General features: G+C 26.2%; 21 protein-coding genes. 4 read left to right on the top strand and 17 right to left on the bottom strand.

Features of this window, described 5'->3' with window-relative positions; genetic code table 11:
- Window positions 1-297 precede the first annotated feature (297 nt).
- The 5 genes from HF520_RS04495 to HF520_RS04475 all read right to left on the bottom strand — a co-directional run bounded on the left by HF520_RS04495 (window position 298) and on the right by HF520_RS04475 (window position 5,932).
- The gene (locus HF520_RS04495) at window positions 298-783 is read right to left on the bottom strand and encodes a pyridoxamine 5'-phosphate oxidase family protein (RefSeq protein ID WP_168572890.1); all 486 of its coding nucleotides are present in this window, start codon (window positions 781-783) and stop codon (window positions 298-300) included.
- A gap of 74 nt (window positions 784-857) precedes the next feature.
- On the bottom strand, window positions 858-1,706 hold the full coding sequence (locus HF520_RS04490; RefSeq protein ID WP_168572889.1) for a patatin-like phospholipase family protein: 849 nt from the start codon (window positions 1,704-1,706) through the stop codon (window positions 858-860).
- A gap of 222 nt (window positions 1,707-1,928) precedes the next feature.
- The gene (sstT, locus tag HF520_RS04485) at window positions 1,929-3,161 is read right to left on the bottom strand and encodes a serine/threonine transporter SstT (RefSeq protein WP_168572888.1); all 1,233 of its coding nucleotides are present in this window, start codon (window positions 3,159-3,161) and stop codon (window positions 1,929-1,931) included.
- 236 nt (window positions 3,162-3,397) lie between these two features.
- A complete protein-coding gene (locus HF520_RS04480) occupies window positions 3,398-4,723 on the bottom strand; it encodes a sensor histidine kinase (RefSeq protein WP_168572887.1) in 1,326 nt (441 codons plus the stop codon).
- 114 nt (window positions 4,724-4,837) lie between these two features.
- Complete coding sequence (locus HF520_RS04475; protein ID WP_168572886.1) at window positions 4,838-5,932, bottom strand: acyltransferase family protein; 1,095 nt, start codon at window positions 5,930-5,932, stop codon at window positions 4,838-4,840.
- A 226-nt stretch (window positions 5,933-6,158) separates the two neighbouring features.
- Here HF520_RS04475 and HF520_RS04470 point away from each other — a divergent pair, with 226 nt between their 5' ends.
- On the top strand, window positions 6,159-6,425 hold the full coding sequence (locus HF520_RS04470; RefSeq protein ID WP_168572885.1) for a hypothetical protein: 267 nt from the start codon (window positions 6,159-6,161) through the stop codon (window positions 6,423-6,425).
- Window positions 6,426-6,571: 146 nt separating this feature from the next.
- Here HF520_RS04470 and HF520_RS04465 read toward each other — a convergent pair whose 3' ends face one another.
- The 5 genes from HF520_RS04465 to HF520_RS04445 all read right to left on the bottom strand — a co-directional run bounded on the left by HF520_RS04465 (window position 6,572) and on the right by HF520_RS04445 (window position 11,875).
- A complete protein-coding gene (locus HF520_RS04465; RefSeq protein ID WP_168572884.1) occupies window positions 6,572-7,120 on the bottom strand; it encodes a LemA family protein in 549 nt (182 codons plus the stop codon).
- Between the two features lie 27 nt (window positions 7,121-7,147).
- The gene (locus tag HF520_RS04460) at window positions 7,148-9,541 is read right to left on the bottom strand and encodes a DUF2207 family protein (protein ID WP_168572883.1); all 2,394 of its coding nucleotides are present in this window, start codon (window positions 9,539-9,541) and stop codon (window positions 7,148-7,150) included.
- A 233-nt stretch (window positions 9,542-9,774) separates the two neighbouring features.
- Window positions 9,775-9,993, bottom strand: coding sequence for a hypothetical protein (locus HF520_RS04455; RefSeq protein ID WP_168572882.1), 219 nt, complete (start codon window positions 9,991-9,993; stop codon window positions 9,775-9,777).
- Between the two features lie 26 nt (window positions 9,994-10,019).
- Window positions 10,020-10,643 carry a TonB-dependent receptor gene (locus tag HF520_RS04450; RefSeq protein WP_168572881.1) on the bottom strand — a complete coding sequence of 208 codons (624 nt, stop codon included), beginning with the start codon at window positions 10,641-10,643 and terminating at the stop codon, window positions 10,020-10,022.
- Between the two features lie 146 nt (window positions 10,644-10,789).
- A complete protein-coding gene (locus HF520_RS04445; RefSeq protein ID WP_168572880.1) occupies window positions 10,790-11,875 on the bottom strand; it encodes an ornithine cyclodeaminase family domain in 1,086 nt (361 codons plus the stop codon).
- Window positions 11,876-12,091: 216 nt separating this feature from the next.
- On the opposite strand from HF520_RS04445, the gene HF520_RS04440 reads away from it, so the two are divergent.
- Complete coding sequence (locus tag HF520_RS04440; protein WP_168572879.1) at window positions 12,092-13,459, top strand: MATE family efflux transporter; 1,368 nt, start codon at window positions 12,092-12,094, stop codon at window positions 13,457-13,459.
- A 120-nt stretch (window positions 13,460-13,579) separates the two neighbouring features.
- On the opposite strand, the gene HF520_RS04435 is transcribed toward HF520_RS04440, so the two are convergent.
- Window positions 13,580-15,205 (bottom strand): carbon starvation CstA family protein, encoded by a 1,626-nt coding sequence (locus HF520_RS04435; protein ID WP_168572878.1) that lies wholly within the window; start codon window positions 15,203-15,205, stop codon window positions 13,580-13,582.
- Complete coding sequence (locus HF520_RS04430) at window positions 15,202-15,606, bottom strand: hypothetical protein (protein WP_168572877.1); 405 nt, start codon at window positions 15,604-15,606, stop codon at window positions 15,202-15,204. Before HF520_RS04430 ends, HF520_RS04435 begins: the two co-directional genes overlap by 4 nt.
- A 364-nt stretch (window positions 15,607-15,970) precedes the next feature.
- Here HF520_RS04430 and HF520_RS04425 point away from each other — a divergent pair, with 364 nt between their 5' ends.
- Both HF520_RS04425 and HF520_RS04420 read left to right on the top strand, forming a co-directional pair.
- Window positions 15,971-16,111: a hypothetical protein gene (locus tag HF520_RS04425; protein ID WP_168572876.1), complete on the top strand. Its 141-nt coding sequence runs from the start codon at window positions 15,971-15,973 to the stop codon at window positions 16,109-16,111.
- A 33-nt stretch (window positions 16,112-16,144) separates the two neighbouring features.
- Window positions 16,145-16,837, top strand: a complete 693-nt coding sequence (locus HF520_RS04420; protein ID WP_168572875.1) for a GGDEF domain-containing protein — start codon at window positions 16,145-16,147, stop codon at window positions 16,835-16,837.
- 110 nt (window positions 16,838-16,947) lie between these two features.
- Here HF520_RS04420 and hdhA read toward each other — a convergent pair whose 3' ends face one another.
- From hdhA to HF520_RS04395, 5 genes are all read right to left on the bottom strand, one after another.
- Window positions 16,948-17,775 carry a 7alpha-hydroxysteroid dehydrogenase gene (gene hdhA / locus HF520_RS04415; protein ID WP_168572874.1) on the bottom strand — a complete coding sequence of 276 codons (828 nt, stop codon included), beginning with the start codon at window positions 17,773-17,775 and terminating at the stop codon, window positions 16,948-16,950.
- 307 nt (window positions 17,776-18,082) lie between these two features.
- Window positions 18,083-18,232, bottom strand: coding sequence for a FeoB-associated Cys-rich membrane protein (locus tag HF520_RS04410; protein WP_168572873.1), 150 nt, complete (start codon window positions 18,230-18,232; stop codon window positions 18,083-18,085).
- A 17-nt stretch (window positions 18,233-18,249) separates the two neighbouring features.
- The gene (gene feoB, locus HF520_RS04405; RefSeq protein WP_168572872.1) at window positions 18,250-20,346 is read right to left on the bottom strand and encodes a ferrous iron transport protein B; all 2,097 of its coding nucleotides are present in this window, start codon (window positions 20,344-20,346) and stop codon (window positions 18,250-18,252) included.
- Window positions 20,347-20,361: 15 nt separating this feature from the next.
- Window positions 20,362-20,580: a FeoA family protein gene (locus HF520_RS04400; RefSeq protein ID WP_168572871.1), complete on the bottom strand. Its 219-nt coding sequence runs from the start codon at window positions 20,578-20,580 to the stop codon at window positions 20,362-20,364.
- 12 nt (window positions 20,581-20,592) lie between these two features.
- On the bottom strand, window positions 20,593-20,805 hold the full coding sequence (locus HF520_RS04395; protein ID WP_168572870.1) for a FeoA family protein: 213 nt from the start codon (window positions 20,803-20,805) through the stop codon (window positions 20,593-20,595).
- Window positions 20,806-20,945: the final 140 nt, after the last annotated feature.

Raw genomic sequence — 20,945 nt, 5'->3', positions numbered from 1 at the left:
TCTCCTCCAAATAATTTTGATTTGTATTTATTGTATAACGGCATTAGACAAATTGCAACACTTTTCTCCTTATTTATTACACACCATTTTGTATTTAGTATATCACTTTATTCTCTATGTGATAATTATCGCACTTTTTTATTATTAGTTTTCTTATTATATAGACATATTTTTATTTATTTCATAATAAATTCATTATAAATTCATCATTTAATAATTTTATTTAAAAATTCATATTTTTAAAAATATATAATAAAATAAAAAAATTCATGTTTATATAAACATGAATTTTTTTATTTAATATAGAGTTACTCTTCCTGAAATATCATTAACTTTTATTTTTATTAACAGTAAATCATCTAGGTTGCGATTTTCTAAATACTCTTTTTCTAATATCTGATTATCACTAAATATTTTTTGTATATATATATTTTTAGGTTTAACACTTTTTATTGATACTATTTCCCCAGAAATAATAATACTTTCAAAATTTGCATTACAAGTGTAATCAACCGGATTGTCTATTTCTATAGAAATATTTTTATTATTATAAATGCTCTTTATTTTTTTCCCTCTCTTCTCACTAGCCATATAAAAATAAATTCCATCACTTTCTGTGGTATAGTGAAAGTACATAGGAACTATATATGGGGTATTTTCTATACATAAACCCAATTTACACAATATACTCTTATCTAAAACCTTATATATTTCTTCTAATGATAATTCTTTATACGGAATTAGATTTATTGAACAAATATCAAGATTATCCTTTAAAGTCATAAAGCTTCTCCTTTTAAGTTGACATATTCTCTCATATAATCTTATGTATTTTTATATAAAATTGTTACACCTTATTATTCGTTAATAAAATCTATTATATTGCTATATAGAGCTTTTGCATCATTATATCCATCTTCATATAAAGAAGTAAGTTTTGATATATTTTTCTCAACCTGACTAATTTTTACAGGATTTTTAGGTCTTATTATAAGAACTTCATTATTTTTTTCTAGCTCTTTTAATCTTTTTAGACTTCTATTATAGTTTATATGTCTATTTTCTATAGCTTCTATAAGTTTGGGATATTCCCTATATTTTCTTTTTATAATAGGAATAAATTTTTGCTGCCCTTTTTCATAGGTTTCATCTCGAGTAAGTATTACTATATTTTTCTTATATCCATTTTTTATTGCATATTCTATAGGTATAGAGTCTGCAACACCACCATCTAAAAGCTTATATCCATTCACCTCTACTATATTAGAAAACATTGGTATAGATGAGGATGCTTGCATATAAGGAATATCTTTATTTAAATCTTTAAGTTGAAAATATTCTGCTTTTCCCGTTTCACAATTAGTTGTTACTGCTATGAATTTAGTTTTTGATTTATTGAAAGTATCATAATCATAAACATTTAATTCATTAGGTATCTTATTAAATATAAATTCCATTCCAAACATAGAGCCTGTTTTTATTAAGTTTCTAAAACTTAGATAATCTTTATGCTTAAGATAATCTACAGTTACATTATATGATCTTTTTAATTGCTTTGATAAATATGATGCACCATGACAACTTCCTGCAGATACACCAATTACACAATCAACTTCAATATCTTTTTCTATAAAAAAATCTAATACTCCAGCAGTATAAATCCCCCTCATACCGCCTCCTTCTAATATTAATCCTATTTTATTCATATATAACTCCTTTAAATCTTCTATGTTAATTATTTTTATAAAAATTATATATCAAAATCAAATAAATATACATAATAACTTATCAACAAAATAAGGTAATATAAAAGTCTATTTTGTATTACCATGTATTGATATATACAGTATTCTTTAATAAAAAATAAGTTCAAGAGTTTTTTATTCTCTTAAACTTATTTTTATTATATATTATATTTTTATTATATATTATACATTTACTTCTTTTTTACTTCTACTCTTACGAAGCTTAGCATATTCTGCTGCAGCTGTAAAAAGAACATCTGTAGAAGAGTTAAGAGCTGTTTCGCAAGAATCTTGTATAACTCCTACTATAAATCCAACTCCAACAACTTGCATTGCAATGTCATTTGGTATCCCAAATAAACTACAAGCAAGAGGTACTAGTAATAATGAACCTCCAGCTACTCCTGAGGATCCACAAGCACTTATTGTTGATAATAAACTTAAAACTAAAGCCATACCTACATCTACTTTTATTCCTAGTGTATTTACTGCTGCAAGTGTTAGTATTGATATTGTTATAGCAGCTCCTGCCATATTTATTGTGGCACCTAATGGTATAGAAACTGAATAAGTATCTTTATCTAATCCTAATTCTTCACATAGTTCCATATTTACTGGTATATTTGCTGCAGAACTACGTGTAAAAAAGGCAGTTATTCCACTATCTTTTAAACATTTAAATACCAATGGATATGGATTTTGGTGAGTCGCTCCAAATACTATAATTGGGTTTACTATAAGAGCTATAAATGCCATGGAACCTACTAATAATATTATTAACTGCCCATATCCTAGTAATGTTTCTAAACCTTGTGTAGCTATACTATCAAATACAAGGCCCATTATTCCAAATGGTGCAAAACTTATAATCCATCTAACTACTTGAGATAAAGCGTCTGATACATTGCTAATCATTGTTTTTGTAGACTCTGCAGAATTTTTAAGTGCAAGACCTAAAATTAATGCCCATGCTAATATTCCTATATAGTTAGCATTAAATAATGCCTTAACTGGATTATCAACTATATTTACAAGTAAATTTTTTAATACCTCTGCAACACCGCCTGGAGGTGCCACATCATTAGCAGTAACTCCAAGAGTTAGTTTAATCGGGAACATAAAACTTGCTATAACTGCAATTAGCGCTGCTAAAAATGTTCCTAAAAGATAAAGCCCTATAATTGAACTCATATTAGTCTTTTTACCACTTTCATGTTGTGATATAGCTGTCATTACTAAGAAAAATACTAAAATAGGTGCAACACCTTTTAATGCGCTTACAAAAAGTGATCCAAGTATAGTTATTGGACTAGCGTATGTTGGAACTGTTGTAGCTAATATAATACCAATAATTAATCCAACTAAAATTCTCTTTACTAAGCTTATACTGTTCCATTTTTTTAATAATTCTTTCATTTTTCCCTCCCTTAAGCTTATATATAATTTGTATTTATTAATTATTATACATTTTCTATAAAAATCCTTTTTAATCCTTTAATTATTATACATTTTCTATAAAAATCCTTTTTAATCCTTCGTATTTTTATGAATTTTCTAAATTTTCTTTATGCAGTGTTCTATTTTAAATATTTTATCTATCAGTTTTATATACTTATATAAAAAATATTGCAATCTAGCTTGTCTTATGCAAACTATATTACAATATTTTTTATTTCTGGTATTTTTATTATAAATTCAGTTTCAATTTCATCACTATATATATCTAATGTACAATTATATGATTCTAATATTTTCTTTATATGATATAAACCATACCCTCTATCTTTCCCCTTTGATGAATATCCAAGTTCAAATATCTTATTAATATCTTCTATCTTGCTACCATTATTTTTTATAGATATATTATAAAAATCGTCTTCTTTATAAGTATCTACATGTATATATTTATAATCTCTATTGAATTTTTTAAGTTCATCTATTGAATTATCAACTATATTTAGAAGTATTGAAGTAAGTTCTGAGTCTGATAACTCTATTTTTTCTAATAAGCTATCTATACATGCAGTTAATTCTATATTATACTTAGATGCTCTTCTTTTCTTAGTATTAAGAACTGCATCTATATAAGAATTTCCTGTATTAAAATATATAATAGAGTTGCTATTTTCATTTGCTATACTTAATATATAGTTTTTTGCATCTTCATTTTTTCCATTTGTAACTTGCATTAATATAACCTGTAAATGATTCATATAATCATGCTTTTGTATTCTTAGTAAGTCTACAGTTTCTTTCATTTGATTTAAATTTGTTTGCATTAGATTATTTTCTAATTTACTTAATATTTTTTGCTTGTTATGATTTATAATTGTTAAAATTAATCCTATTATTAAAATTATTAATGAAAAAAATAGATATATTGCTATTAAATTGCTAGACCCTAGATTTTTATCTTTATTATTTTCTAAATCTAATAATATAATCGTTATTACTAATAAAACTAGTATACTTGATGATACTATAATAGATTCTATATTTTTATTAATATATAAACTAATATTTTTTATTTTTTTATTTATCTCTACTTGATGTTTTTCTTTATATTTTTTAATTATAATATAGATTCCATAAAGTGTAATTAGACAAATATGACATACAATTATTTTATATAATTTATTGTTTAATATCACTTCTAATTTTATCCCCATATTATTAATAATAATTAGTGCTATTACATCAAGCATAAACCTTATAACTAATGATGTAATCGTTGCTATACATATATTAACAAACCTTATATTAGTCATTATGTATATAGATATACATATTGTTAATCCTTGAATTGTACTTCCTAAAGATGTTCCAGTTGTATACTTTATTATTGTAATTATTGAATAAATAACCGTACTCCATATTAACTGATTTGTTGTAAATTTATTATTAACTAGTATAGATATTAATAAAAATATAACTATAAACTCGGGTATATCTATAAATAATAGGTCTATTAAATACATTTAACATTCTCCTTATATCTTATATTTTATATAGTAACATAATAAAATATTTTTTCCTAAATTTAGACTTATATATCTTACTTACAAAATAATAAATATTATGTTTTTTTAAATTTACGCATTTTCTGCCATTTTTCTTTCAAGTCTTAACGTTTTAAATATAGTATAAACTTTACTCCATATAAGAGGTAATATAGTGCATACTAAAGGTAATACAAAATAATCTAATATTTCATATTTTCCTAGACCTATGAATTTATCATAAAAGAAGTTAACAGTCATATGATGCATCATAATAGCCCAAGTATTATTTCCTATATAGTTAATAGTATTTTTTATTTTATTATTCTTTATAGATTCTGTTAAATAAGCTATAAATTTTGATACATGAAGAATATAATATATTCCCATTATAGAAACTATCAATGGTAAAAACACTTTATCTCTAAACACTAATGCCCTCATACTAAAGGTATAATTTCCTAAAAATGCTATAAATAATATTTTCGCTACTATTAAGATTAAAAATGATTTTACATTAAGAGGTATCTTATCTTTCAGATATTTTTTATAAATATATCCTAAATGATAAAATTGAAAACCAAAAGAAGTCCTAAGTATTACCCATAATAAAGAATTATTTTCTTCATTAAAATTAATAGATAAATAAGTACTTACAAAACCTAATAATATAAATACTCCTAATAGTATAAAATCAACTTCTTTTTCTTTGTTACTTTTTATCTTTGTTCTAAATAATAAATAAGTAACTTGTACTAAAAATAAAAATAAGACAAACCATCCTGGGCCATTTAAATTAAATTGGTATCCAGATATCCATGGCTCTACAAAAATATTATGAATTGTAGCTTCCTTACTTTTATAAAAAAGACCTTCATTTACTAAAACCATTGTTAAAAAAGCATAGAAAATATTTGTTATATAATAAGGAACTATTAAAGATTTTACTTTTTTATTAACAAATATATTTATATCGCTATTCTTATTTAAGTTAATAAAGTATCCAGAAATAAATATAAATAGTGGCATATGATAAGAATATGCTGGAAATATTTCTTTAAATTCTCCATATGGAATACCTATAAGATCAAATAAATTAAACCCTGTGTGCCCACCAACTACCATAATTATTCCTAATACTTTAATGATGTTCATATAATAGCTGTCATTTAAAATTTTAGTACCCATTACTCCTCCTAATAAGATGATTGTTGTATAATTATATCATAATATGTCTAAAAATAACTAAATTTGTAATTATATAAATGTGTAAATTTTTTACAAACAATCTTTATTTAAATTTACTATTATTAATTATTTATATAGGTATGCAATTGAGACAATTGATTTTATTTGAATTTATGTATTATAATATATTCTGTAATACATTTATAATTTGAAAGAGGATAAAAAAGTGAGTAAGTTTCTAAAGAAAAATAAAAACAGTATTGTCATGGCTATGAATGTAATGATAATTGCTTTAGGATTCTTTTCTAAAGATTACAAATTTGTAGTTATAGGTATATTATTAGCTATTCTTAATGTATACGTTGCATCTCAAGAAAAGAAAATTGAAGAGCAAAAGGCCTTATTAAAGACTGAAAAAAAAGCCCTACTAAAAGAGCAAAAGGCTAAAATAAAGGGCAAGAAGAAAAAGAAAAAAACTAAAAAAAGAAGATAAACTTAAAATAAAACTAGGTAGAGTAAGCATTAAAATAATCTACCTAGTTTTATTTTGAATTTATTTCTATAAATTTATCCTTTATCTAACAATAAATCGGTTAATTCTATATAATTATGAAAGTAAATCTATATCAAATTAGCATTCTAAAATTCTATTTTAATATTTTCTCTTTCATTTATACTTTCAAGTTCAAAGAATATCTCTTCTTTAAACTTAAACATAGATGCAACAATACAATTAGGAAATTTTTGAATACTTGTATTAAACTCTCTAACTACTCCATTATAGTATCTTCTTGATTTCTCTATTTCTGATTCAATTTGTTGAAGCTGATTTTGTAAGTTAACAAATTGAGTATCTGCCTTTAAATCTGGATAATTCTCGCTTAGCATTAATAATCTACTTAATGCATTTGATAATTCTCCTTCATATTTTAATTTGTCATCTACGCTACTAGAAAGAGCTTTTCCTCTAGCTTCTATAACTTGATTTAGGGTTTCTTTTTCATGATTTGCATATCCCTTTACTGTCTCTACTAAGTTAGGTATTAAATCATATCTTTTCTTTAAAAATACATCTATTGTTGAAAATCCTTCTCTAACCTTCATCCTTAGCGACACTAAATTATTGTATATTGATATAAAGAAAAATACTATAACTACAGCAATTACAACTATTATTATTCCAATCATTTTAACATCTCCTCTCCTTATCTTGTTTTACCAACTTGAGCCGCCACCACCGCCAACTCCTCCTCCTGAAAATCCTCCTCCACCGAAGCCTCCTCCACCGAAGTTATCATTTGATGAACTAGGTACAGTAGATATTGTAGAGTTTATATGTTCTAAATCATTCAATAAATAAGTCATTGCATATACATTATTTATTGGATAATAAGTTTCATAGAAAGAAGGTGGTTGCATTGTTATTCCTTCAAATTTATTTGCCCATTTTTTAGTTATTCCTAACACTTGTGCATATGGCAGTGTATTGTAGAAATATTCTGGGTCTTCTTCTAATAAAGCTTCTAATCTATCTTTTTCTGCTATTTCAACAAAATTTCTAAATCCTAATATTTGTGCTAGTATATCTTTTCCATACTCACTTCTTTTTGGTACATAGACACTCATAATTAACCCTATTAAAGAAGTTCCTACTATTAATAATAAAACAATTTTTGGTAGACTAGTGAATATCAATATTGTTGATTGAATTAAAATATATATTATTGATACTATAATTGATGCAGTTTTTGCTGATTTTTTTCCACCTTCACTATATCTATTTTTAGTAAATGAAAGTAAAATAATATACATTACTAATAAGACACTTATTAAAAGTATACCTATCATAATAGAATTTATAAAGTTATGATTTAGTATCTGGTTGTATGCTCCACCTAAAAATATTGGTAAAATAGATATTACTAGCATTAATAATGATAGTTTATATGATTTACTATTTTTTAACTTTCTTTCTTCTGTAAAATATTCAATTATATCTTTTATTGAATTATTTATTTCTTTTATATTTTTATATTTTAATTGTTTATCACTTACAGTCTTCCCATCACCATATTCAAATATTTCTTTAAATAATCTTTTTTCATAACCTTGATGATCATCATCTAATTCTGATATCTTACTTAAAATAAATTTATCATTTTCTTTCATAGTTATTTTTATATGATTTTGGCTAGCCCAATAATATAATAAGGTTGTTACATCATTTGTACTAACCCTTTGTTTGAAAGCATAAGCTACTTCTGCACTATTCATACCTTTTGGTGGGTAAAACTCAACTGATGTTATAAATTGTGTTTTTTCTTTATATTTTAAAAATAATAATATTAAACCAATTAAAATAAGTGGTGTTCCATACATTGTTATATATCCTATTAATGGAGTTGGTCTACTAAATAATTTATTGTTAATATCTAAAATTAAACTTATTTTTTCACCTACATTTATACTATTTAAATTATAAAAACTTAAAGTTTTATCTTTAATTTCTGATTCATATCTTTTTTGCCCTAAGTTTACACCTTTTTCATAAAAATTAACTTTATAATTTTTTATCTCAAAAGGAGAAGTTATACTTACATTTAGATTTTCTGTTTTTCCATTTCGAAAACCATCCACTATCGAAAAATCTATTTGTGACTGTATTGGTGGATCTACCTTGTAAGACACTTTAAACTTATATGTTCCTACTTTTGAAGGAAGTATTAATGTATTATCACTATGGTCTATACTTATATCATCATTATTAACTTCAATTGATTTTATATAATCATACCTATTATCATATGGATGCAATAAATTTATTTTATTATCATAACTATAATTATATTCATTTACATCTATTGTAAATTCTCTTTCTATTAAATAATATTTTTCCTTAGTTATAGATATATTTATATTTTCATTTTTTATAGTATATGGATACTTTCTTATTGGGGCATTTTTAAAAGTTCCTTCTTCTAGTTTTGCATTAACTGTTACTCCACAATATGGATCTATAGATCCTTTTGATGATATCTTTATTTTATTTTCACTTTGAGTGAAGTTCACATATCTACTAGTTGTATTTCCAAGTTGGCCATCAGTTATATTTAGCTCTTCTAACTTTGCACCCTTTGGATAAGTTATTGTTGATGTCAACTTTTCTATTCTTGTGTCCCACTGTGTTCCAAGTACATTTAAATACAAATAATCTGCTTCTAATTGCTCATCATCATATGTTTTTATTGTATATGTAATTATATATCTTTTGTTACCTTCAATAGTTTCATCCTCATCACCTATTTTAATTTTAAGGTCTTCAGAATCTTCTTCTGTAAAAGTCGCACCTTCCACATTAACATTAGTGATTTCATATTCTTCTAATTGAGATGAGGTAGGAATATATCTAATTATTCCATGTCTTTCTTCATTAAAATACACATCTAATGTTTCTTTTATCTCATACTCCCTTTTATCATTTACATTTACTTGTATATCCATGCTTTTTATATAATAACCTTCATCCTCTGCATTTATATAAGATAGATTTAAAGTAAGTACGCATATTATAGTGAGTAGTGCTATAAATGTACTTTTAAGTTTTTTCATAAATGTCTCCCCCTTTATATATTAAGAATAACTTACCTAATAAACTAATTCAATTAAAATAAGGTAACAATACCTAAAACCATATAGCTTTAAATTATTTCTAATAAAAAATTTACTTTAACTGATCAACTACTTTAGTTAATCACATTATATTGTTTTTTAAACATAAAAATAATGCTGTATAAAAACAAATAAAAATCATTTTTATACAGCATTATAATTTTTTTAATTATTTAATTCTTATTACATGTTGTTTTTATATAAACAACATCTGTATATATATATTTTAAGTTATAATTTTCATCTAAATAATAATGATTATATCTAATATAGTAATTATCATAATAATTTTTTCTTTCTAAATAATATACTTCTTCATTTATTATATTATAATTATCATACTTATTTATTCCTTTAACGATATTATTTTTATTATTCTTAAACTGTTTCATTGCTTTTCATCCTAAAGCAATTATTTCTAACAGCAGCAATTACGTTTGCATTTATCATCGCATTTGCATGAACATTCATGACAGCAATTTCTTTTACATTTATCATCACATCTACATGAACGTTCTTCACAACGATTACAACAATTGCATGCTATCGTCTTTCTGCAATTTCTTGAATTATTACCTGAGTTAGAACCTGGAACACCTGCTGTTCCAGCAACTAATGTTGAACCATTATTTGTCATAAAGTTAGCACCTGCTGCATTAGTACCACCATTAAAACTAGCGCCTGCTACCATATTTTGAGTACCATGATATTCTGATCCAGTGTAAATATCTATTGAATCATTATGATATACATTATAATCGTAATAATGATCCCTTATATAGTTGTAATCAGTTGTATAGTAATGATTATATGTCTGATGATGATTATTATAATAATTTTGGTTTGCAACAGAATATTCCTCTCCATTTATAACCTCATAATTATCATAAACATTAGTTTGACCTTGCCCAAATCCATTTCCTGTATTTGATACAGCTGCAACATTACCATTATTAGCTATATTATTACTCATATTAGTCTCAAAATATCCACCATTTGAAAATGAATTTCCACTCATCCAACCACAATTACAATTAGCCATAAAACAAAACCTCTCCTTATATTATTATATATTTAATATGAGAACATTTTTCAATCCTCTCTAAATATATATGATATAATTAGACATTTTGTTACTCTTTTAATATTTTTTATGTTAATATTTGTAATTATGTGTATATTTTTAGATTACTCTAAATTATCAGCTAATCTTTGTAAAAAGTCTTGTGCATTAGAAATCATAGTTATAACTTCTAAGCTTCCTCTATCCCTTAATTTATTAACTGCAAATTCTGATGTATCTATTGTATAAAAATATATAGGTCTTATATTTTTATCTACTACTCTAAAAGATGGAGTCATATTTCCCGTAGCTATTGTATGAAGTTGAGTTGCCATACATATTACAGTTGTAGCTTTTCTTATATGTTTTCTCATTTCATCTTGCGCCTTATAAACATCACTTATTACTATTGGAAGTGGTCCATCATCTCTTATTGATCCACCAAGAACTACTGGAATATTATTTTTATAACAAGATTGCATAAGCCCAGATGTTATATTTTCTTCTTCTATTAATTTTTCTATAGAATCATATTTTCTTGCTTTATTTAATAAATCTAAATGACAATAGTGTCCATTTTTTATAGACTCTTGAGTATAAATATCTTGACCTAAAGCTGTATGGAATATCCCTGCTTCTAAATCGTGAGTTGCTACTGCGTTTCCTCCTAAAAAAGCATGCACATATCCTGAATTTATTAATTTTGTAAGAGAATTTCTAGCTCCTTCTGAAAATACTGCAGCTGGTCCCATCACCCATACTACATATCCATTTTCTTTCTCATATTTTAATAATTCTATTAATTTATCATAGTCCATAGTTTGTGATGTTTCTCTAGAACGTCCTCCTCTAAAAGCAAATACATCTTTATCTTGTTCTTCTTTTACAAATCCATTTGCATGTAAGTATATACCTTCACTTGCATCTTCAGTTCTTCCTACTATTACTTTATCGTTTACTTTTAAAGCTCTAAACTCTACTATTTCTATTTCATTATTAGAGTTTAATCGTGGAACACAGTCCATTCTTGTTTCCTCTGCAAGTATCCATTTTCCATTTATCTTAAAATATTCTGGGAATATTGACATTGCATGATAATTATCAGGTGCAACTCCATCTTTTTCTACTAATTTATATTCTGCATTTGGTGCAATTAAAAACCTTTCTTCATTAAAATTTGGATGATTGTATTTTGGTAATTGAAAACTCATACTTTATTCCCCCCCTATTAGCTATGATCGTCTTTTTATTATATCATAAAAAATTCATTTCCCTTAAGAGTAAAAAATCATTTGCATTAAATATCAAATATAAATTAATATTTATAAATATTTTATTTTATATAATTTTTTCCAAATTTTCATTGACTCTCCAGTAGCTGGATACTTTATTATATTCTACAGAAATATAATATTAAGGAGGTTTTTATGGAAAATTCATTAGAGAAAAAAATTACTTTTCTGTCTCTTATAAAATATACCCTGCCAACAGTTGTAATGATGGTTTTTTTCTCTCTTTATACTATTATAGATGGGATGTTTATATCTAGATTTGTTGGATCAAATGCTTTATCTTCTACTAATATTGTATACCCTGTAATAAATATATTGATTGGTATAGGAGTTATGTTTGCTACTGGTGGAAGTGCCATCGTTGCTAACCTTATGGGGAAGGGAAATGACAAAGAAGCTAAAGAAAGTTTTACACTTATAACAATAAGTGCTTTAGTATTTGGAATTATTGTCGCTGTATTTTGCATTATTTTCATAAAAGAAATTATATATGCTTTAGGATCTACAGATATTTTATATGAAGATTGTTATGCTTTCTTATTAACTATGTTAATTTTTACACCATTTATTGTACTTAAGGTTTATTTTGATTACTTTTTAGTAACTGCTGGTGTTCCTACTCTAGGTTTATTTAGTTCTGTTTTAGGAGGTATCATTAATATTATTTTAGACTATGTGTTTATAGTTCCTCTTAATATGGGTGTTTCTGGAGCAGCACTTGCTACTTGTATAGGTTATTCTCTGCCTTCATTTATTGGAATTTTTTACTTCTTAAGAAAAAGCAATACTTTGCATTTTGTAAAAACAAAGTTTGACTTTAATCTTATAAAAAATACTTGTACAAATGGTTGTTCTGAAATGGTAACTCAACTATCATCTTCTGTTACTACATTTTTATACAATATTACAATGATAAAGTTTTTAGGTGAAGATGGTGTAGCTTCTATAACTATTATTTTATATGTACAGTTCTTATTAAATTCAGCTTATCTAGGATTTACTTCAGGAGCTTCTCCTCGTATAAGCTATAATTATGGTAGTAAAAATAAGAAAGAACTTGAAAAACTAATTAAATATAGTTATTTATCTATACTAATATTTGCTTTAATCACGTTTTTATCATCTAGAGGAATGTCTACTACTTTAATATCTTTATTTACAGATAAAAATAGTAATTTATTTGATATAACTTTAAATGGATTTATGATTTTTTCTTTTGGATTCTTAGTAAGTGGAGTAAATATATTTACTTCAGGTATGTTTACTGCATTTTCAAACGGAAAAATATCAGCTTTATTATCATTACTTAGAACTTTTGCATTTTTCATAGTTGGAATTGGAATTTTACCTAAAATTATAGGTATAAATGGTGTATGGCTTGTTGTTCCATTTGCTGAATTTACTACTTTAATTTTTTCAATTATATATTTATACAAATATAAGCAAAATTATATGTATGAAAATGTATTTAAATTTAAATATGCCCTAGAAAAATCTAGATAAATTTAAATACTAAAATTTAATTTTAATTTAGGAAAATAAAAAGGATAATAATTTAGTGTCTAATAACTAAACTATTATCCTTTTTACTTTAATACTTATTTATTTTATAATCTACTTTAATTATTCTATCTTTTCACTTTTTCTTTTACTATTTAAGAATATAATTGCTTCTTTTATTAAAATTAAGGCAAGTATCAACAGTGCTACTGCTATAAATACTAACAAGTAGTTAACTCCTATATTATCCTTAATATTCAATACTAAGGATACGATAGTCACTATAAACATAAATATTATTGGAATAATAAACTCTTTGCATCCTTTTTTAGCGTTAGATAACCAGATAGCTATTGCCATTAATGCTATTGCAGCTAGCAATTGGTTTGCAGAACCAAATATTGGCCAGATTTTTTCGTATCCCATAACAGCTAATAATCCAGAGCATACAACAGTTATTACAGTTGAAACATATTTATTTGAAAGCGGATTAGCTTGAGTAGCTTCTTTATCATCCATTCCATTTGTATCAAAGAACTCTTGGAATATAAATCTAGCAAGTCTTGTAGCTGTATCTAATGATGTAAGAGCAAATGCAGATATTGCAAGTGATGTAAAAGTTTTACCAATACCAAAAGGTATACCAAATGTAGCCATAAATGTTGCTATACCTTCAGCAAATACATTTACAGGGCCACCATTAGCCATTAAATCTCCATATTTACTACTTGCTAAATATGCAACTGTTATAAGTGCAACTATTGCAAGAAGACCTTCTATAAGCATTGCACCATAACCAATCTTTTTAGCATCTGATTCTTTATATAATTGCTTAGCAGATGTACCAGAACCAACTAAAGAATGGAATCCTGATATTGCACCACAAGCTACTGTGACAAATAGTATTGGGAACAAATATTGACCATTAACATTAAATCCTACAAATCCATCCATTTGTATTTCTGGTCTTAGAACTACTATACCTATAATTGCTCCAAACATCATTACATATAATAAGTACGAATTTAAATAATCTCTAGGTTGAAGTAATATCCAAACAGGTGTTACTGATGCTATAAATATATATATCATAAGTAATATTATCCAAGTTTGTTTAGATAATTCTACTGGGAATAAGAATCCTACATATATAGAAGCAAATAATAGTATTACACCAACTATAGTCGCAGGAAGTATTGGCATTTTTAATCTATAAACACATATACCAAATAATACTGCAAGCACTATAAATAAAAGAGATGCAGTAGCTGCCTCTGGTGTTGATACAAAGTTATCAGCAACTATATTTGCAAAAGCAGCAACAACTAAAACTAGTGTAAGCCATGCAAATAACGCAAATAATTTTTTACCTCTTTTACCCATATTAGTTTCTATTATCTCACCAATTGATTTACCATCATGTCTTATCGAAGCAAATAAAGAACCAAAGTCTTGTACTCCACCGAAGAAGATACTACCAAATATCACCCAAAGTGTAACTGGAATCCATCCAAATACTGCTGCTTGAATTGGTCCTACTATTGGTCCTGCTCCTGCAATTGATGCAAAATGATGACCAAGTAATATTGGTGATTTTGCTGGTACATAATCTATTCCATCATATTTTGTATGAGCTGGAGTTTTTCTATTATCATCTATACCCCATTTTTTAGCTAAATATCCACCATAACAAACATACGCTATAATAAATATGATTGCACTTCCTAATAATAAGGTTAACGAGTTCATCTAAGTACCTCCTTATAAAATTTAATAACATCTCTAGACTCTTTGTTATATATTAATTCTTTAGTTGAGTTATTAAATAAAATAAGTCTTGTTGAAGCATATCCTCTAAGACCTAGTTTATAGCTTTTTCTTTTTTTGTATTTCTTGATATATTTTTTTAGGTGTGGATCAACTTTGTCAGCTGATAAAAATAATGTGATTACTGTAGACATGTGTTTATCATCGGTTTGAACAATATTATCAATTGCATATTCTGCAAATGATAGTATTTCATCTTGTAGGTGGTCTTTCGAAAGGTTAGTCATATTTTTCGCAAATATATATTCTTTATTTTCATACGCATCTATTACTCTGTCCTTACTTAAAAAGTACCTTGTGTTAGTTAGTAAGTACTCTCCCATAAAGTCAAACTTATAATTTTTTACTGAATAATTATCATATATATCAAAATATGCTTTTAGGGAGCCTTTTAATTTATCTAGAATATTAACACCTCCTTAACTTCTATTCTTTAATTCTACTACTTAACTTTTGTTATTATGACTTTAAGAGTTAAATTTATATCGACAATTATATTAATTATCATAATCTCTTTTTTTGTAGAGCTTATTCGGTATATTTTAATATTATATTATTATCAGATATAGAAAAGTACTTATATTTATTTCATTTATCCAGTATAATGGAATAAAATACCAAAATAAAATCTGAATGAACAAGTTTCATTTGTATATATAAAATTTATATGAAAGGATGTGAAATCTTTTGTCATCAAAAGAAAACAAGCTTGAAATATTAGATAATATATTTTTAGTTCAGCGAATTATCGATCCTCAAGCTAAGAAGGTTATAAATTTTGAGAATAATATAAAAAATATAAATTCTAATCAATGTTTTGACTTCTGAGAAACAGGAGCTTCATGTTCTAATTGTATCTCTATGAGAGCATTAAATGAAAATCGTTCATTTTCTAAACTAGAAAGTTTAGATAATAAACTATATATGGTAATTGCTGCTCCTTTAGTTCTAAAAGATAAAACTTATGTGCTAGAACTTATAAAAGATGTTACAGAAGATACTTTATTCTATACGTACAAAGACAAAACTATAGAAGAGTTAAGAGATGAAGTAAATAGATTAAATATGTTAGTTATAAAAGATGAGCTAACAAATGTTTTTAATTCAAGATACTTAAATGAACACTTACCTGTACTACTGGAGAATCTATCTTCACCAGAATTTTCATTAAGCATAGCAATGGCAGACATAGATAAATTTAAATCTATTAATGATACTTATGGTCATTTATGTGGGGATTACATAATTAAAGAATTTGCCAAATTATTAGACTCATATATTTCTGAACTTGGAGGTTGGACTTGTCGATATGGTGGAGATGAATTCATATGTGTTGTAGAAAATATTCCTGAAGATGAACTTTACAATAAATTAAATAATTTTAAAGAAACACTATTACGCACTAACTTCGTTTTTGATGAAAAAAAAATTAATTTAAGTTGTAGTTTTGGCGTATGCTATCTTTGTAATGAAAATATTAATATTGCAGACGCTTTAAATTTAGTCGATTCTAAGCTTTATAATTCTAAAAAGACTAGAAACACTATATCTTAAAATTTATAAAATAAATTTACATAAAAATTAAAGCCTTATGAATGTAATTTTATAAATATATTCACAAGGCTTTTATATTTAAGTTTTAGTATATTTATTAGTTAATCTAATTACATATCGTTTGCAACCTTTTTTAAGGATAATTTCTGTACTTCATTTCTTCCTACGAAATCTGCATATTGAGGTGTTCCGATTCCATATCCACCTGCTACTTCCATTATATTTCCTGTAATGTATGATGAATCATCACTAGCAAAGAATAATACTGCATTAGCTATATCTTCTGGTTTTCCCATTCTTTTTAATGGAATATGAGATAAGAAAGAATTTATAAATTCTTCTGGCATGTTATCCATTGCTGCATCAGTTGCTGTTAAGCCTGGAAGAACTGCATTACATCTTATATTGTGTCTTGCATATTGCATTGATATTTGTTGAGTTATATTGTTAATCCCCGATTTAGATACTCCATATCCTATTCTTGATATATCAGGTATTGTACCTCCAATTGAAGATATGTTAACTATACTTCCTCCACCGCTTTTTATCATATGAGGTATAACATTTTTAGATATACTATATACACTTCCTATGTTCGCTTTTAATATTTCAAAGAAAACTTCTTCATCAGTTTTTATTAATTCTAAGTCTTTTTCTGGTCTGCCAGTTCCAAAGTTATTAACTAGTATATCTAACTTTCCTTCTTTTTTTATTACTTCTTCAACCATAGTTTTATATGTTTCTTCTTTATAAGCATCAAAGTAAACTGGTATCATTTTTAATTTTGGATATTTATTACATATCTCTTGAGTTGCCTCAAGTCTTCTAACCCCTAAATAAACTGTTGCTCCATTTTCTGCTAATTTTAAAGCACTAGCAAATCCAATTCCTCTTGTAGCTGAAGTTACTAATGCTACTTTATTCTTTAGTTTTTTCATAGCTCGTCTCTCCTTTTGATATATACTTTCCCTTATATAAACTATAAAAATCTATATGTTTATTTGTTTAGACAATACATTTAAATTATATTTATATGTAACATATTAATATAATTTATACCTTAAAATCTAATTCTTAAACATATAAAATTTTTGTATGTAGACATGATATCTGTTATCGTTTTCCTTATTAAATAATAATACTACCATACTAGTTTTATTATTTCAATTAGATTCTGTGTTAATAAAAAGACAATCCAAATTTACTTTGGATTGCCTCTAAATAGCTTATTATCTACATTTTATATTATTTTTTATCTGTACTACAACTCTCTTTTGATGGACAAGTTTTACAACCACATCCACAACTACCTCCGCTTTTTGTAGACTTAATAAAATTTTTAATTACTATTGCTACTACTAAAAAAGCTCCGATTCCAATTATATAGTTAATCATATTTTAATTACCTAACCTTATAAAATCATATTGCATACCATATAAACAATAAATGATACTACCCATGCTACTAACATTTGGAATCCTACTGTAATTCCAGTCCATTTCCAAGATCCCATTTCTCTTCTTATTGCACCTACTGCTGCAAAGCATGGCATACATAATAAGTTAAATATCATATAAGAAATTGCTGCACTTTGAGTAAATACTGTAGCTACTCCTGGTATTGCCGCACTTCCTTCCATAGCTGCTTCTGTTATAGCTTCACTTGCTCCAAATAATACACCAAATGTAGATACTATATTTTCTTTTGCTATCCATCCAGTTATAACACCAACTGAAGCTTTCCAGTCTCCAAATCCTAGTGGTGCAAATATCCACTGAATACTTCTACCAATACTTGCAAGTATACTATCTTCCATTTCACACATTCCTGAGAAATTGAAGCTAGATAATAGCCATATAAGTATTGTAGATGCTAAAATTATAGTTCCTGCTTTTATTGCAAAGCCTTTAACTTTTTCTAATCCATGTATTAATACACTTTTTAAAGTAGGTATTCTATATTGAGGAAGTTCCATTATAAAGTTTGAAGCTTCTCCCTTTAATACAAATTTACTTAAAATAAGTGCAGATAAAACTGCCACTACTAAACCTAACATATAAATGAAGTAAATTATATTAGTTTGATTACTTCCAGCAAATAAAGTTGCTGCAAACATTAGGTAAATTGGTAACTTAGCACCACAAGACATAAATGGTGTTATCATCATAGTTATCTTACGGTCTTTGTCATTTTCTAAAGTTCTAGATGCCATAAGTGCTGGTACAGAACAACCAAATCCCATTAGTAGTGGTATGAAAGATTTTCCTGATAAACCAAATTTTCTAAATAATTTATCCATTACGAAGGCAACTCTCGCCATATATCCACTATCTTCAAGAACAGACATAAGTAAGAATAATACTAATATTTGAGGTAAGAATGACACTACCCCACCTAAACCTGCTAATATTCCATCACCAACAAGAGATACAGCCCAATCTGCTGCCCCTAAGCTTTCAATTGTCGATATTATAGCTCCAGTTAATGGTCCATCCCAAAACTCTGTTACTATACCTTGTAAGTATACCCCTATACCAATAGCACCTTCTGAAAAAGTTATTGAGAATAATAAGTACATTACTGCTAAGAATATTGGTATTGCTAATATTCTATTAGTTAGTATTTTGTCTATTTTATCTGAAGTTGTTTCTTGTCTTTGTTTTGATTTTGAATTTCCTTTAGACACTGTTTTATTTACTAATTTTGATATAAATTTATATCTCTGATCTGCTATTTCTGCTTCTATATCATCGTTAAATTCAGTATTTGCTTTTTCTATAATTTCATTTATTTCAATAGATTCCTTAACAGTTAAAGACTGTTTTACTATTTCATCTTCTTCTAAAAGCTTTATTGCTCTCCATGCATTGTTATCATTATCTTCATTTAATTTAGAATATATGCTACTAATATAATCTTCTATTTTTTCAGAAAATACATTTAGACCTAAGTTTAAGCTGACTACTCCATCTGATTCAACTGTTCCAGATATTTCATTTTCTTGTGATTGTTCAGATTTAAAGTTTGCAACTTCTATAGCTGCATTCATAAGCTCATTTATGCCTTTACCACTTCTAGCAACTATAGGAACTACCTTAACTCCTAAGTTCTTAGACAGCTTTTCTGTATTTATCTTCATTCCTCTGCTCTCTGCCTCATCCATCATATTAAGAGCTATTACTGTTGGAATACTAGTTTCAAGCATTTGAAGTGTAAGATACATATTTCTTTCAATATTTGTTGCATCAATTATATTTATAAGTACATCTGGCTTTTCATCAATAATATAATTCCTAGCTACTATTTCCTCCGCAGTATATGGAGATAATGAATAAATTCCTGGTAAATCCACTATATTTATATCTTTATTCTTTTTATATTTACCTTCTTTTTTCTCAACAGTAACTCCTGGCCAGTTACCTACATGTTGTTTTGATCCTGTTAACTCATTAAATAGGGTTGTTTTTCCACAGTTCGGATTCCCCCCTAGTGCTATTGTATAACTCATATCTACTCCCCTTTTTTACTTTAATAGTATATTTTCTGCCTCATCTTTTCTAAGAGTTAATTCATATCCTCTAATATTTATTTCTATAGGATCTCCAAGTGGAGCCACCTTAACTACCTCTAGCTTTACTCCTGGAGTTACTCCCATGTCCATTAACCTTCTTCTCATTGGTCCTTTTTGCCCTATACTTGCTACTATTCCAGATTGACCTGGAGCTAAATCTTTTAACGTCATATTATCCCCTCCTTAAGCAACCATTATTTTACTTGCTACACCTTTATTTAAAGCTATCTTTGAGCCTTTTATTAATAATATTAATCCACTTGAATTTTCAGATACTACTTCTACTTTTTCACCTACAATAAATCCTAAACTTTGTAAGTGTTTTTTCACTGAGTCTTTTGCTCTTAATTCAACTATTTCTTTTTCTTCTCCAATATTAGCCATACTCAATGTCATTTATATCGCCCCTTTTTTATTTGAAAATTATTATCATTAAGTAAATTGTAATCAATATGGAATTAATTGTCAATTATTTTTGATAATAATTTTCATTATTATATGTAATTATTATATGAACTTCTTATTTAATATGTTTT

The organism is Romboutsia sp. CE17, from assembly GCF_012317385.1.
Classification (GTDB): domain Bacteria; phylum Bacillota; class Clostridia; order Peptostreptococcales; family Peptostreptococcaceae; genus Romboutsia_E.
This window is presented reverse-complemented; position numbering and strand designations above follow the sequence as displayed.